Source organism: Maribacter polysiphoniae, from assembly GCF_003148665.1.
Classification (GTDB): domain Bacteria; phylum Bacteroidota; class Bacteroidia; order Flavobacteriales; family Flavobacteriaceae; genus Maribacter_A; species Maribacter_A polysiphoniae.
The window spans coordinates 916266-930636 of record NZ_QGGQ01000001.1; the positions used below are offsets into that span (position 1 = coordinate 916266).

At 40.4% G+C, this 14371-nt stretch carries 11 protein-coding genes; 10 read left to right on the top strand and 1 reads right to left on the bottom strand.

Features of this window, described 5'->3' with window-relative positions; genetic code table 11:
- The first annotated feature begins 39 nt into the window (after window positions 1-39).
- The 5 genes from porK to LX92_RS03830 all read left to right on the top strand — a co-directional run bounded on the left by porK (window position 40) and on the right by LX92_RS03830 (window position 5873).
- Window positions 40-1395 carry a T9SS ring complex lipoprotein PorK/GldK gene (porK, locus tag LX92_RS03810; RefSeq protein ID WP_109648923.1) on the top strand — a complete coding sequence of 452 codons (1356 nt, stop codon included), beginning with the start codon at window positions 40-42 and terminating at the stop codon, window positions 1393-1395.
- Window positions 1396-1506: 111 nt separating this feature from the next.
- Complete coding sequence (gene porL / locus LX92_RS03815; protein WP_109648924.1) at window positions 1507-2160, top strand: type IX secretion system motor protein PorL/GldL; 654 nt, start codon at window positions 1507-1509, stop codon at window positions 2158-2160.
- A gap of 55 nt (window positions 2161-2215) precedes the next feature.
- Entirely contained in the window at window positions 2216-3772 is a 1557-nt protein-coding gene (gene porM / locus LX92_RS03820) for a type IX secretion system motor protein PorM/GldM (protein ID WP_109648925.1), read from the top strand.
- A 27-nt stretch (window positions 3773-3799) separates the two neighbouring features.
- Complete coding sequence (gene porN, locus LX92_RS03825) at window positions 3800-4702, top strand: type IX secretion system ring subunit PorN/GldN (protein WP_109648926.1); 903 nt, start codon at window positions 3800-3802, stop codon at window positions 4700-4702.
- A 109-nt stretch (window positions 4703-4811) separates the two neighbouring features.
- Window positions 4812-5873, top strand: coding sequence for an NAD(P)/FAD-dependent oxidoreductase (locus tag LX92_RS03830; RefSeq protein ID WP_109648927.1), 1062 nt, complete (start codon window positions 4812-4814; stop codon window positions 5871-5873).
- Here LX92_RS03830 and LX92_RS03835 read toward each other — a convergent pair.
- Window positions 5860-6246: a DUF983 domain-containing protein gene (locus LX92_RS03835; RefSeq protein ID WP_109648928.1), complete on the bottom strand. Its 387-nt coding sequence runs from the start codon at window positions 6244-6246 to the stop codon at window positions 5860-5862. The genes LX92_RS03830 and LX92_RS03835 overlap by 14 nt on opposite strands.
- A 64-nt stretch (window positions 6247-6310) precedes the next feature.
- On the opposite strand from LX92_RS03835, the gene LX92_RS03840 reads away from it, so the two are divergent.
- The 5 genes from LX92_RS03840 to LX92_RS03860 all read left to right on the top strand — a co-directional run bounded on the left by LX92_RS03840 (window position 6311) and on the right by LX92_RS03860 (window position 14316).
- Window positions 6311-8227: an ABC-F family ATP-binding cassette domain-containing protein gene (locus tag LX92_RS03840; RefSeq protein WP_109648929.1), complete on the top strand. Its 1917-nt coding sequence runs from the start codon at window positions 6311-6313 to the stop codon at window positions 8225-8227.
- Between the two features lie 171 nt (window positions 8228-8398).
- Window positions 8399-9277, top strand: a complete 879-nt coding sequence (locus LX92_RS03845; RefSeq protein WP_109648930.1) for a leucine-rich repeat domain-containing protein — start codon at window positions 8399-8401, stop codon at window positions 9275-9277.
- A 169-nt stretch (window positions 9278-9446) separates the two neighbouring features.
- Window positions 9447-9908: a MarR family winged helix-turn-helix transcriptional regulator gene (locus LX92_RS03850; RefSeq protein WP_109648931.1), complete on the top strand. Its 462-nt coding sequence runs from the start codon at window positions 9447-9449 to the stop codon at window positions 9906-9908.
- 17 nt (window positions 9909-9925) lie between these two features.
- On the top strand, window positions 9926-11071 hold the full coding sequence (locus LX92_RS03855) for an efflux RND transporter periplasmic adaptor subunit (RefSeq protein WP_109648932.1): 1146 nt from the start codon (window positions 9926-9928) through the stop codon (window positions 11069-11071).
- Window positions 11068-14316, top strand: coding sequence for an efflux RND transporter permease subunit (locus tag LX92_RS03860; protein ID WP_109648933.1), 3249 nt, complete (start codon window positions 11068-11070; stop codon window positions 14314-14316). The genes LX92_RS03855 and LX92_RS03860 overlap by 4 nt, the downstream gene beginning before the upstream one ends.
- The last annotated feature ends 55 nt before the right edge of the window (window positions 14317-14371 follow it).

A 14371-nucleotide genomic window follows, 5' to 3' on the forward strand; every position in this document is an offset into this window, starting at 1 on the left:
GTTTGCATTTATAACCTTAATCGAAATTTAACCTAAAGTATGAAGAAGCTATTGTTATCATCTATAGCATTTGTTTTTTTGCTCACCAGTTGTGGGTCCAAAACAAAAGGAGAGCTAGTCGGCGTCCAGGGTAAGAAGTGGTACCCGGAAAAACCTTATGGAATGGAATTAATCCCACGCGGATCTTTCATCATGGGTAAAAGTGAGGAAGACCAAGCCAAACTTCTCAATGCACCTACCAAAACAGTTACTGTACGGTCGTTCTATATGGATGACACTGAGATCACGAATAGTGAGTATCGTCAATTTGTTGAATGGGTCAAAGATTCCATTGCAAGAACAAGGTTGGCTATTTTGGCCGATGAGTTGGGGCTAGGACCAGAAGATGGCGGAATTGGTGATTATGCCTTCAAGGATGCGGATACTACCAAGGCATCGGTGTATGACAAATATATGTTGGACAACTACTCAGGAATGGGTGAAACAGGTTATGAAGGTCGTGCACTCAATAAGGATGTGGATCTGGTATGGGACACTTCGGAATATCCTGATGAATATTATACCGAGGTAATGGATTCGCTGTACATTCCTGAAGATGAGTCATACAATGGTCAAAGGACTATTGATGTTACTACCTTGAAGTACAAGTATAGTTGGATGGATATAGAGGCTGCTGCCCGGTCTAGAAACGGTAAAAGAAAAGACTTTATAAAACATGAGGAGTTGGAAATCTATCCAGATACCACGGTTTGGATCAGGGATTTTGAATACTCCTACAACGAGCCAATGCACAACGATTATTTTTGGCATGATGCCTATAGTGAATACCCAGTTGTCGGTATTTCTTGGAAGCAAGCCAAGGCTTTCTGTAATTGGAGGACCAAGTTCAAAAATGATGACCAGAAAAGTAAAGGCAAACAATTCGTGAATAAATTTAGATTACCAACCGAAGCGGAATGGGAATATGCCGCAAGAGGTGGTATAGAAGGAGGTACATATCCTTGGGGTGGTCCTTATGTTATTAGTGATACGGGTTGCTTTATGGCAAACTTTAAACCGCAGCGTGGCGATTATGCCGCTGACCAGGCACTATACACTGTAGAGGCCAAATCATATGAGCCCAACGATTTTAACCTGTACAATATGGCAGGTAATGTTTCGGAATGGACGGATTCAAGTTATGATCCCAGTTCTTATGAATTTGTATCTACCATGAATCCCAATGGAGGTGACGAACAAAATGCTAGAAAGGTAATCAGGGGAGGTTCCTGGAAAGATGTTGCCTATTTCTTGCAAGTCAGTACAAGGGATTATGAATATGCCGATTCTGCCCGTAGTTATGTAGGGTTTAGAACAGTACAGGATTATATGGGTGAGGAAGATTCAACACAATAAAATATCATAATACATTATAAATACATTTCAATTCCTACTAAGGAAGGAGAAAGAAATCAAACGTTAACCAAATACTTATTATTAACATAAACTAAAATTAAATTTAAAATTATGGCACAGTCAAAATCAACAAAAAAATTATTTAACATGGCTTACGGGCTTGGAGCATCGGTAGTGATTATTGGTGCATTGTTCAAGATCCTTCACTGGGAGTTCGGTCCTTTAACAGGTGGACTTTTATTAGCGGTAGGTCTTATTACAGAAGCATTGATCTTTGCTATTAGTGCATTCGAACCAGTAGACGATGAATACGATTGGTCATTGGTATACCCAGAATTAGCTGGTGGAATGACCAGTGGTGGTAAGAAAAATGAACTTGCAGAGATTAAGGAAACTGAAACTTCCCTGTCCAAAAAATTGGATAACTTATTGGAAGAAGCCGGTATCGATGCCAGTCTTATGGAAAGCTTAGGTTCTAGTATCAAGAATTTTGAAGGTGCAGCAAAAGGTATCGCCCCTACTGTGGATGCCATGGAATCTACCAAAAAATATTCTGATGAAATGGTACAAGCTGCCGCTCAAATGGAATCTTTGAACAGTTTGTATAAAGTACAATTAGAGAGTGCTAGCAGACAAGCAAGTGTCAACGAGGAAGTAGTGCAAAATGCAAGTGCACTCAAAGATCAAATGGAATCTTTAGCCACTAACCTATCTTCTTTGAACGGAGTATACGGTGGTATGTTAACTGCAATGAATAGAAACTAATTAGAACGTTAGTCCAAATCCAAATCAATTAATCATTAATACCTAATTAGAAAAAATGGCAGGAGGTAAACAAACACCACGTCAGAAGATGATCAACCTAATGTACTTGATCTTCATCGCGATGTTGGCCTTAAATATGAGTAAAGAAGTTTTAGCCGCATTCGGAATAATGAATGAAAAGCTAGAGGCTTCTAATGCAAAGACGACCGAAAGTAATGAAGCTTTCTTGGGAAGTCTTGAAACCAAAGCATCCGAGGATGCTAAGAAATATGGCGAATTATATCAGAATGCCCAGAAAATCAAGTCCATGTCCCAAGAGTATTATGACTACTTGGAAGGTCTTAAGAAAGGCATGATGGAAAAAGTGGAAGATCCCAAGGATTATGCCCGTATGGACAATTCCGATTTCTTGGATCAAAAGTTTTTCCAAGGTGATAACTTGGCCGCAGATGGTAAGGAGTTCATGAAACGGATCACCGATTATCGTGAGCAAGTTGCCGCAATGGTTCCTGCTTCATTGAAAGAGTCTGTAATGACCCGTTTTAAGACAGGAAACGAAGAAGGTAAGGTTAAGGCTAAGGATGGCATGCAAGATTGGATCAATTACCACTATGAAGGTTATCCTTTGGTAGCTTCCCTTGCTAAACTTACATCGCTTCAAGCTGATGTTAAGGCCACTGAGGAAGCTGCTTTAAAATCAATGTTGGAAGGTGAGTTGACCAGCCAAGTTTCGTTGAAGAATTTTGCAACGGCACTTGATGCGAGTAAATCAGCTTTCTATGCAGGTGAAAAGTATGATGGTAAGATCATCATCAGTAAGACCGATAAATCATCTACACCTGTAAGGGCGGAATTGACCCTTGACGGTAGAAAATTATCGGAAGGTAAGGATTACGCTTTGGAAGCAGGTGGTATCAAAATGCTTATCAGTGCAGGTTCTGCAGGTGATCATGAGATCAAGGGAACTATGTTCTTTATGCAGGATGGTGAGGAAATACCTGTTGAGGTTAAGAACAGTTTCGCAACGATCAGTAAGCCCAATGCAGCTTTGATCGCGGCGGATAAGATGAACGTTGTTTATCGTGGTGTTGCCAACCCAATGTCTATCTCTATTCCAGGTATACCCAATAATAAGGTAAATGCTTCTGCCCCAGGTTTGAAATCAGTAGGTGGTAGTAAGTATGTGATGAATCCAGGTACCGGTAGAACGGTTACAATCACGGCTTCAGGTAAATTGCCTGATGGTCAAACGGTATCGTCCAGGTCTGAATTCAGGATCAAGGATATTCCAAGACCAGCTGGTGCGATCAGAGGTGAGACCGGTAGTGCAAAAATGCCAAGAAAGAACTTGGAAATAGCTACTGTTGGTGCTTTGTTGGAAGATTTTGATTTTGACTTGAACCTTAAGGTAAGTGGATTTAAATTCAAAGTTCCTGGTCAACCAACCGTTAGTGTTAATGGTAACAAATTAGACTCTAGGGCCAAATCAGCCTTGAAAAGAGCCAAACGTGGTGATGCTGTTCAGATATTCGATGTAAACGCTTATATCACGAACAATAAGAGCTACAAACTTAAAAAGGTATCTCCGGTTGTTGTTGAGATAACAAACTAATAAGTAGTATTATTTAAATTATATTTTATGAATTGGAAGAATGTTTTATTAATCGGAGCCGTTAGTTTACTGCCCGCATCTATCATGGCCCAGGCAAACATATTGAATGCCAAAAAGCCAGAGCAGATAGGGGTAAGGACTGAAGCACAGAAAGCTCTAGACAATGATGCTCCGTTGGAGTATGGTTATGTGGATGACAGGGATATCCTTTGGTCCAAAACCGTATGGGAGACCATTGATTTGGACGAGCGTGTCAACTTTCCTCTATACTATCCTATCGACACCATTGATATAGGTTCCGATAGAAGGTCCTTATATGATGTACTTATCAAGAACATCAAAAATGGGAACTTAGAGGATGTATATGTAGATTCTTATTTTACTGAAAAAAGAAAGTTCAGTGATTTGGCTGCTACGTTACGTAAAGTGGATACCACCGATATGGGATACGAACAGATAAATGCAGGGGAGGAATTATCGCCTGAGTTTATCAACCAGCGGGATTTGACTGCCGCGGATATAGAAGAGTATCGTATAAAAGGTATGTGGTATTTCGATAAGCGCCAGGGAGAATTAAAATACCGATTGTTAGGTATAGCCCCGGTCGCGCCGGATGTGAACTTCATCGATGATGAAACCATGGACCCATCAGACGCAAAGGTTGAGCTTTTCTGGGTATGGTACCCAAGTGCAAGACATATCCTGCACGAAGCAAAGGTCTTTAACCAGCGCAACTCGGCACAGCCAATAACATATGATATGTTGTTGAATGCCAGAAGGTTCAATGGGGTTATTTATCGTGAAGACAATGTTCACGGTGACCGTAAGGTCAACGACTACATTGCAGATAATGCCTTGTTCCAACTCTTGGAGGCTAAACGAATCAAAGAGGCCATTAGGGATAGGGAGCAAGATATGTGGGCCTATTAAACATGGTTTATTCCAATTCAATCCATAAAATAAAAACCCTGGCGATTTCGTCAGGGTTTTTTGTTTGCTGGAAGTACGTATACTTTCAAGGATTGTATAATTTTACACCATGATAGATTATTTGGTTGTTGGCCTAGGATTGGCAGGTGTTTCATTTTGTGAACAGTTAGAGGCTCATAAGAAAGATTATAAGGTTATTACCGATAATTCCCAAACGTCATCCCTTGTTGCTGGGGGATTGTACAATCCAGTTATTCTTAAGCGGTTCACCTTAGCGTGGAATGCTGATACCCAACTTGAAAAGGCAATACCTTTTTATAAGGGTCTAGAAAGAAAACTGGGAACGCGGTTGGATTATAAGATTTCCATTTTAAGAAAGTTTACCTCGATAGAGGAACAAAATCTTTGGTTTGAAGCTGCGGATAAAAAAAGACTCCATAAGTTTCTCGATACAATGCTCATAGAAAATAAAGACAGATCCATCGATGCGCCTTTTGGTTTTGGCAAGGTGTTGCATACGGGGAGAATTGATGTAAAGACCTTGATTGGGGCATATCAAAATGATCTTGTTGAAAAAGGGAGGTTATTACAGGAAACTTTCGATTTCAGTTCTTTGCAAATCCATAATGGGCATGTGGAATATAAATCCATTAAAGCTCGGAAAATTGTTTTTGCCACGGGTTTTGGATTAAAATCAAACCCTTATTTCAATTACCTTCCATTGCAAGGCAGTAAGGGGGAGCTCCTGACGATAAAGGCACCGGATATAAAGACGGTGGATATCATAAAATCCTCGGTTTTCATCATCCCTATGGGTAACGACCTATATCGGGTCGGGGCAACCTATGAAAGATTGGATAAATCGAATAACCCAACAGATGGGGCCAAGAACGAACTATTGTCAAAATTGCACACTTTCTTAAAATGCGATTATGAAATCGTGGATCAAGTGGCGGGTATTCGGCCTACCGTAAGTGACAGGAGGCCCTTGGTGGGGTCACATCCAGAATACGACCAAATGTACGTGTTGAACGGGTTTGGGTCACGTGGGGTTTTGATTGCGCCAACAGTGTCCGCGCAACTTTTTGATTATATAGAGAAAGGGGAGGCGCTCCCAAGGGAGATAGATGTGTTGCGGTTTATAAAAAAGTATACTCCTAAGGTTTCTTAATGGCATTGGGATCATAATGAATGAAAAAGTTGATCCAAATATTTCTTGATAATCGTACGATTACCGGTAAAAAGACGATCATTGTAACTACAATGGCGATAAAGGAGGTGACCAGTGAAGTGCCAATGAACAAATAAGAGATTACAAAGGCAGCTACAGCAAAGGCGATACCTACACCATAACTAACATACATGGCACCATAAAAGAAGGAAGGTTCAATCTTGTATTTGGTGTTGCAATGTGAACAACGCTCATGCATTTTGAACAATTTACCCAATTTGTACGGGTTTTTTTCCAAATACATACTTTCACTCTGGCATTTGGGGCAAGTTCCTGTTAAAATGCTGTAGAGTTTGTTTCCTTTTTTTAACATTTGCAAAAGTTTCAGCGAAAATACAGTTTTTGTATTTTTTTAAACGTAACCTAGGTCACAAATTATGCTAAACATACATAACCTGTCAGTTTCTTTTGGTGGTGAATACTTATTTGAGGAAATCTCATTCAGGCTAAATGCTGGTGACCGCGTGGGCCTTATTGGAAAAAATGGGGCAGGGAAGTCCACACTCTTAAAATTACTGTCAAAAGATATGCCTATTGATTCGGGCACTATTGCTACCGAGAAGAATTTGAAGATAGGTTTTCTTCGACAGGACATAGATTTTAAACAGGGTAGAACGGTTTTGGAGGAAGCTTATCATGCTTTTGAGGAAATCAAGTCCTTGGAGGTGAAACTCGAGGATGTTAATCAACAATTGGCCGAACGTACCGATTATGAGAGTGAAGGCTATCATCAGTTAATGGTAGATCTTAATGATTTTACACATCTGTATGAAATCCTTGGGGGATACAATTATCAAGGGGATACCGAAAAAATATTGCTGGGGCTGGGCTTTAAGCGGGAAGATTTTGATAAAAAGACGGAAACCTTCTCCGGAGGTTGGCGTATGCGCATCGAATTGGCCAAATTATTGCTCCAAAGTAATGATGTTTTATTGTTGGATGAGCCTACCAACCACTTGGATATCGAGTCCATTATATGGTTGGAACAATTTTTGACCAACTATCCAGGTGCGGTTGTCATTGTATCGCATGATAAGATGTTTTTAGACAATGTGACCAATAGAACCATTGAGATATCCTTAGGGCGTATTTATGATTATAACAAGCCCTATAGCGAATTTCTAAAATTGCGTGATGAGATGAAAGGGCAACAACTCAATGCCCAAAAGAATCAAGAAAAGGAAATACAGCAAGCAGAACGTCTTATTGAAAAATTTCGGGCCAAGTCAACAAAGGCCTCAATGGCGCAATCCTTGATCAAGAAGTTGGATAAGATGGATAGGATCGAGGTCGATCAAGATGATAATGCCGTTATGAACTTGCGCTTTCCTATTTCGATTACACCGGGTAAGGTTGTTACTGAAATAGAAGGGCTATCCAAAAGATATGGCGATAATCTTGTGCTAAGTAATATTGACCTACTCATAGAACGTGATAGTAAAACCGCCTTCGTAGGCCAAAACGGACAAGGGAAGTCAACCTTGGCCAAGATCATGGTCGGTGAATTGGAATATGAGGGTAAATGCAAGTTGGGCCATAATGTGCAGATTGGCTACTTTGCCCAGAACCAGGCCGAATATCTCGATGGTCGCAAAACGGTTTTGGATACGATGATCGATTCCGCGAATGAAACCAATAGAAGTAAGGTTCGCGATATTCTTGGCTCTTTCCTTTTCAGGGGGGAAGAGGTTGATAAATATGTTAGGGTACTTTCGGGAGGGGAACGCAATAGACTCGCGTTGGCAAAAATGCTCCTACAACCCTTTAATGTGTTGGTAATGGATGAACCGACCAACCACTTGGATATTCAATCCAAGAATGTACTTAAAAAAGCCCTACAGAGTTTTGAGGGTACCTTGATACTTGTATCCCATGACAGGGATTTTCTACAGGGACTTACCAATAAGGTATATGAATTCCGCGATAGGAAGATCAAGGAGTATTTGGGTGACATTGATTTTTATCTTGAACAACGTAAGGTTGATGATTTCAGGGCCATTGAAAAGGAGAAGAGTGAGCCCGTAAAGAAAGCGAAGGCAGAAAAACCGTCCAATTCCTACCAAGATCAGAAAAAGATAAAGTCATTGAAGAATAGGTTGAGTTCCGTGGAAACCAAAATCTCCGACCTTGAGAAAGAACTGAAGAAAATAGACCATGATCTTTTGATGAACTATGATTCAACAATAGCAAAACCCAATTTCTTCGATGAATACCAAGGAAAGAAAAAAGACTTGGAAAAGTTCATGGAACAATGGACGGAAATCACCTTGGATTTGGAAAAATACGGTCAGTGATTTCAAAATGGCTTTGTCATAATTTCTTACACCACACATAATCCAACTTTCACAACATTATAGGGCCGTTTAACGATAAAAGTTGCATTGTGACAGTTATTCGTTTTATTTTTGTAGGGTAATTCTTAAGTTACATCAAATAGCATTGTTTCTAATTAATTGATTTGCAATATGAAAAGGATTTTATGTTTGGTTTTGACCGCTATTGTTTGCAGTAATGCAGTACAAGCTGAAATTTCTGGAGATGAAAAGCAAGCCTTGGTGGATTTCTATAATAGCACCAATGGGTCAACATGGAAAGTTACTTGGGATTTGAACGCTTCCTATGATACATGGCACGGGGTTCAGGTTGTAAATGACCATGTCGTCGCGATTGATTTGTTTCATAATAATCTATCAGGTTCCTTACCCAATAGTATAGGTAAACTGGCTCGTCTTGAAAAATTGAATTTGGCTTTCAATTCAATTTCAGGAACATTGCCAACAAGCTTGGGCCTACTAAAGAATCTTAAGGTTTTAAAGCTGGAGATGAACCGTATCAAAGGGTCTTTGCCAAATACGATAGGCATGATGTCAGAACTTGAAGAATTGACCATTTTCAATAATTTCATTTCAGGAAGTATTCCAGAGGCTATTGGTGGACTTAAAAAATTGAAGGTTCTTAACCTATCCAGTAATAATTTAAAGGGGGAAATCCCCAAATCCTTAGGTGATTTGACCAAATTGGAAAGTCTAGGGCTTTTTGAAAACGGGTTGGACGGTAAGATTCCCAATGAAATAGGAAACTTGGGAAAATTGAAGGAACTGGTACTGGCAAATAATCAATTGGGAGGTGAAATACCTGAAGAATTTGGACAATTGGCCAGTTTGGAAATATTCCAGATACAAAATAATAATTTCAATTCCTTTGAGAATTTAGGAATGATGGATACAAGAGGTTTGCTAGTCTTTGATTACGATAAGGACGATTCCCAATTGGATTTCAAAGACATTAACTTTAGCAAAACTAGAATGGCAGACACAAAGTTTGAGGATGATGTTGAAGAGTAGTTAGTGATTCATAGTTTTAGTTAGTTTGGTTAAAAGGGATGCAAGAGCATCCCTTTTTGTTTTTCCATAGGTTTTTTTCGTAAAAAACATTGATAAAAAAAATGATATTATGATAATTTTAACATTGGTTGCACCTGCAACCAATAGCGATTTTCATTAGCTTCGTCCCGTGCAATCAAAGGAAGTATATATCGATTTCGAAAATTCAATAATTCCTTGGTTGGGAAGGACCTCCAAGTTTGTTGATCATTATTTGCATTTACTCCTTGTCCAGCATGGTTTGACCCTTAGTAAGGAGCAGGTTGTTGTTCTAAAAAGATTGCATGATCACGATGGTGACGGCCTCAATCAAAATGAACTAGCGTATCTTACCAATAGGGATAAATCGTCTTTGGCGCGTTTGCTTTCTAACATGGAAAAGAAAAGGTTTATCACAAGAAAACAGCACAAAGAGGACAAACGGATCAACCGGGTTTTTTTGACCGATGAGGGGAGAGCGGTTTTTATAAAAGCGAAGATGGCTATAAAAGAGCTTATTCAAACCATGGAAGAAGGGATAACGGAAGAGGAGAAAAAACAATTGATCAAACTATTGAAGAAAGTACAAGTTAATTATAAGAAGGAAATATAGTACAATAACCGAACCGTATGAGAAAATCAATTTTAAGCATTTTGGGTGTTCTGATTATTGTGGCATCCGTTTTTGTCGCGAAAATGATCATTGATAGTAAAAGCAATGCTCGCCCCAAAGCTGAAAAAATAGTGAAGACCGTCTTTGCTAAAAAAGTCAAAAATGGCAAAGTACCCATTATAGTGCCTGCCAATGGCAATTTAAAAGCGAAGAACCGCTTAGAGCTTTATGCCGAGGTACAAGGTGTTTTTCGCGGTGGCAGTAAGTTGTTTCGTCCTGGACAAAAATACAGTAAGGGGGAAAGCATCATACGAATAGATGCATCGGAATATAAGGCAAATGTACAATCGGCCAAAAGTAACCTGTATAATGAGCTTACTTCGATTATGCCTGACCTGCGATTGGATTATCCTGAAATATTTCCGAAGTGGCAAGCCTATCTTAGTGGTTTCAATATAGAGGAAACCACTCCAAAGCTACCTGAAATGACAAGCGAGAAGGAGAAGTTCTTTATTTCCGGCAGGGGTATTTTGACTACTTATTACAATGTGAAGAATTTGGAACAGCGACTCTCAAAATACAGGATTTCGGCTCCTTTCAATGGCATCCTTACCGATGCCTTGGTGACAGAGGGTACACTCATTCGTTCGGGTCAGAAACTTGGGGAATTTATAAATACCGATGTCTATGAGTTGGAGGTATCCATCAGTAAAAAATTCAGTGACCTACTTAGGGTAGGAGAGCAGGTTATGCTTACGAATCTTGATAAGGTAAATACCTATCAGGGCAAGGTTACACGGATCAATGGTAGTGTTGATCAAGCGACCCAAACCATAAAAGCATATATCGAGGTTCGTGATAGTGGCCTCAGGGAAGGTATGTATTTGGAAGCCAATCTAGATGCCAAGGAAGAAGCCAATGCGATTGAAATTGATAGGAACCTGTTATTGGAGAACAACCGCATCTTTGTGGTTCGCGATTCCATTTTGGATATGATCGATGTGGAACCCGTGTATTTTTCGAATAAAAAGGTTGTGTTGAAGAACGTACCTGACGGATTGACCATTTTAAGTAAACCGGTCATAGGGGCTTATACCGGAATGTTGGTCAAACAATATCAAGAAAGTGAAGAGGGAAAGTCATCTAATCCAACGAACGAATGAGAAATATTATTTCCTATTTCATAAAGTACCATGTTGCCGTACATGTCTTTATTTTCGCAGTGTTCATTTTTGGGGTTTTAGGGGCTCTTTCCTTGAAATCCTCTTTTTTCCCACTTTCCGATTCCAAAAATATTTCTATCAATATTACGTATCCCGGTGCCTCACCCCAAGAAGTGGAAGAGGGTATTGTACTTAAAATCGAGGACAATCTAAAGGGCTTGGAAGGGGTAGATCGGGTAACATCGACCTCACGCGAGAATAGTGGAAACATAAATGTCGAGATCGAGAAGGGTCGCGATATAGATTTTATGTTGTTGCAAGTCAAGAATGCCGTGGATAGGGTGCCGACCTTTCCAACAGGAATGGAGCCCCTGATCGTTTCCAAATTGGAGGCCGTTCGGCAAACCATAAATTTTGCGATTAGTGGGGAGAACATTCCATTGGCGACCTTAAAGCAGATAGGGAGGCAAATAGAGAATGATATTCGGGCTATCGACGGAATTTCACAGATTACCATTTCGGGATATCCCGAAGAGGAAATTGAAATTGCCGTAAATGAGAATAATCTGTTGGCGTATAACCTGTCTTTCAATGAGGTGGCCCTGGCTGTGGGCAATGCCAATATCCTTGTTACAGGGGGGAATATAAAAACGAATGCGGAAGAGTATTTGATACGGGCCAATAATAGATCGTATTATGGCAATGAGTTTTCCAATATCATTGTGCGGGCAGACCCTAACGGGCAAACAATACGTCTGAAAGATGTAGCCGTTATCCGCGATCGGTTCTCTGAAACCCCGAATGCGACCTATTTCAATGGTAATATGGCCATCAATACCACCATTACCAGTACCAATACGGAAGATTTACTCAGTTCTGCGGATAAGGTCAAGGAGTATGTTTCGAGTTTTAACGAGGAACATAACAATGTGCGTTTGGATGTGGTGAGTGACCAATCCAAGACATTGAACCAACGGACACAGTTGCTTACTGAAAATGCCATAATGGGGATGATCTTGGTGCTGTTGTTCCTTTCGCTTTTTTTAAATACCAGATTGGCCTTTTGGGTGGCTTTTGGCTTACCGATTTCCTTTTTGGGAATGTTCATCTTTGCCGGTTTTTTCGATGTGACCATCAATGTGCTTTCATTGTTTGGGATGATCATCGTAATCGGTATCCTGGTCGATGATGGAATTGTTATAGCGGAGAACATCTATCAACATTATGAAAGGGGTAAATCGCCTTTGGCAGCGGCCATTGATGGTACAATGGAGGTTATTCCACCTATTGTTTCCGCGATTATAACTACCGTACTGGCATTCTCTATTTTCTTGTTTCTTGACGGTAGGATTGGGGATTTTTTCAGTGAGGTTTCCGTCATCGTGATCCTGACCCTTTTGGTTTCATTGATCGAGGCATTGATTATCCTGCCTGCCCATTTGGCCCATTCAAAAGCCCTGCAACCTGTAGATGATTCGGAAAAAACAGGATTGGCAAAAGCATTTGTACGCCTCAGGGGTATAAATCGGGCCGGGGATAGGTTTATGAAATGGATGCGCGATAGAATGTACAGTCCGACACTTAGGTTTGTGATGCGACATAAGTTGTTTTCTTTCGGGATTTTTGCCATGCTTTTGATCCTGACATTGGGTTCTATAGGCGGTGGTATTATAAGAACCTCCTTCTTTCCAAGGGTTGCCAGTGATAGGGTGCAAGTTGAATTATTGATGCCTAATGGTACCAATGAAAAAGTAACCGATTCCATTATTTCATTGATTGAGGATAAAGCTAAAATCGTAAATCAGGAATTGACCGAAAAATATTTAAAGGGAACAGGAAAGGAACTCTATGAAAATGTTATAAAGAATATTGGTCCGGGATCATCGGCCGCAACACTTACGTTGAATCTTTTGCCTGGTGAGGAACGACCCGATGAAGTTATTTCGGATATGGTCACAAACCGCTTAAGGGAATTGGTTGGTCCGGTAATCGGTGTGGAAAGTTTGATCTATGGCTCTGGAGGTAATTTTGGGGGAAGTCCGGTTTCGGTATCCCTACTCGGTAATAATATACAAGAATTAAAAGCCGCGAAAGAAGAATTGAAAACGGCCATGTTGAACAATTCCGCCTTAAAGGATATTGAGGATAACGACCCTGCGGGGATCAAGGAAATACGGTTGGAACTTAAAGAAAATGCCTATTTGTTGGGCTTGGACCTGCGAACTGTCATGAGCCAGGTAAGAGCTGGTTTTTTTGGGGCCCAGGCACAACGCTTTCAACGAGGACAGGATGAAATTCGGGTGTGGGTGCGTTATGACCGCGAAAATCGTTCTTCCATTACCGATTTGGATGAAATGCGCATACAGACCCCATCGGGAAATCGAGTGCCTTTAAAGGAAATTGCCGATTATACCATTGAAAGGGGTGATGTGGCCATAAACCGTTTGGAAGGTAGGCGTGAAATTCAAATATCTGCAGATCTGAAAGACGAGAAGGTTACTAGTGCAACCGATGTTATGGCTGAAATAAAGTCGGATATTATGCCTGCAATACAGTCTAAATACCCTACGGTGACACCTTCTTATGAAGGGCAGAATAGGGAGGCGAATAAAATGATGAAATCATTGAAAGTGGTAGGTATTGCTGTTTTACTCTTGATTTATATCACCATTGCCTTTACCTTTCGAAGTTTCAGCCAGCCTTTAATGCTGATTTTGTTGGTGCCTTTCAGTATTACCGCAGTAGGATGGGGGCATTGGATACACGGGTTTCCAGTGAACTTCCTATCTATGTTGGGTATTATCGCCTTGGTAGGGATCATGGTGAATGACGGACTGGTACTTATAGGGAAGTTCAATGCCAACCTTAGGGATGGTATGCATTTTGACGAAGCGCTGATTGAAGCGGGTAGGTCTAGGTTTAGGGCTATTTTTCTAACCTCGGCAACTACTATTGCAGGTCTGGCTCCCTTACTTTTGGAGAAAAGTAGACAGGCACAGTTTCTAAAGCCAATGGCGATTTCCATTGCTTACGGAATTGCCTTTGCGACAATCCTGACCTTATTGATGTTGCCCTTATTCCTTTCGTTCAGTAATAAAATCAAGGTGGGGACGAAATGGTTGAAGACCGGTAATAAGGTGACAAAGGAAGAAGTGGAAAGAGCGATTAAGGAACAAAAAGAAGAGGCTCATTTAAGTGGGGGACTTTCAAAAGGCCATGAAGCAACGAATATAGACAATGATTAAGTGCCTTATGATGTATAAAGAATCGGAACGCATGTACAAGAAACTTCAATCAATA

Coding starts and splice junctions, on each gene's coding strand:
- porK (WP_109648923.1), top strand. CDS start 40: ATGAAGAAGCTATTGTTATCATCTATAGCATTTGTTTTTTTGCTCACC.
- porL (WP_109648924.1), top strand. CDS start 1,507: ATGGCACAGTCAAAATCAACAAAAAAATTATTTAACATGGCTTACGGG.
- porM (WP_109648925.1), top strand. CDS start 2,216: ATGGCAGGAGGTAAACAAACACCACGTCAGAAGATGATCAACCTAATG.
- porN (WP_109648926.1), top strand. CDS start 3,800: ATGAATTGGAAGAATGTTTTATTAATCGGAGCCGTTAGTTTACTGCCC.
- LX92_RS03830 (WP_109648927.1), top strand. CDS start 4,812: ATGATAGATTATTTGGTTGTTGGCCTAGGATTGGCAGGTGTTTCATTT.
- LX92_RS03835 (WP_109648928.1), bottom strand. CDS start 6,246: ATGTTAAAAAAAGGAAACAAACTCTACAGCATTTTAACAGGAACTTGC.
- LX92_RS03840 (WP_109648929.1), top strand. CDS start 6,311: ATGCTAAACATACATAACCTGTCAGTTTCTTTTGGTGGTGAATACTTA.
- LX92_RS03845 (WP_109648930.1), top strand. CDS start 8,399: ATGAAAAGGATTTTATGTTTGGTTTTGACCGCTATTGTTTGCAGTAAT.
- LX92_RS03855 (WP_109648932.1), top strand. CDS start 9,926: ATGAGAAAATCAATTTTAAGCATTTTGGGTGTTCTGATTATTGTGGCA.
- LX92_RS03860 (WP_109648933.1), top strand. CDS start 11,068: ATGAGAAATATTATTTCCTATTTCATAAAGTACCATGTTGCCGTACAT.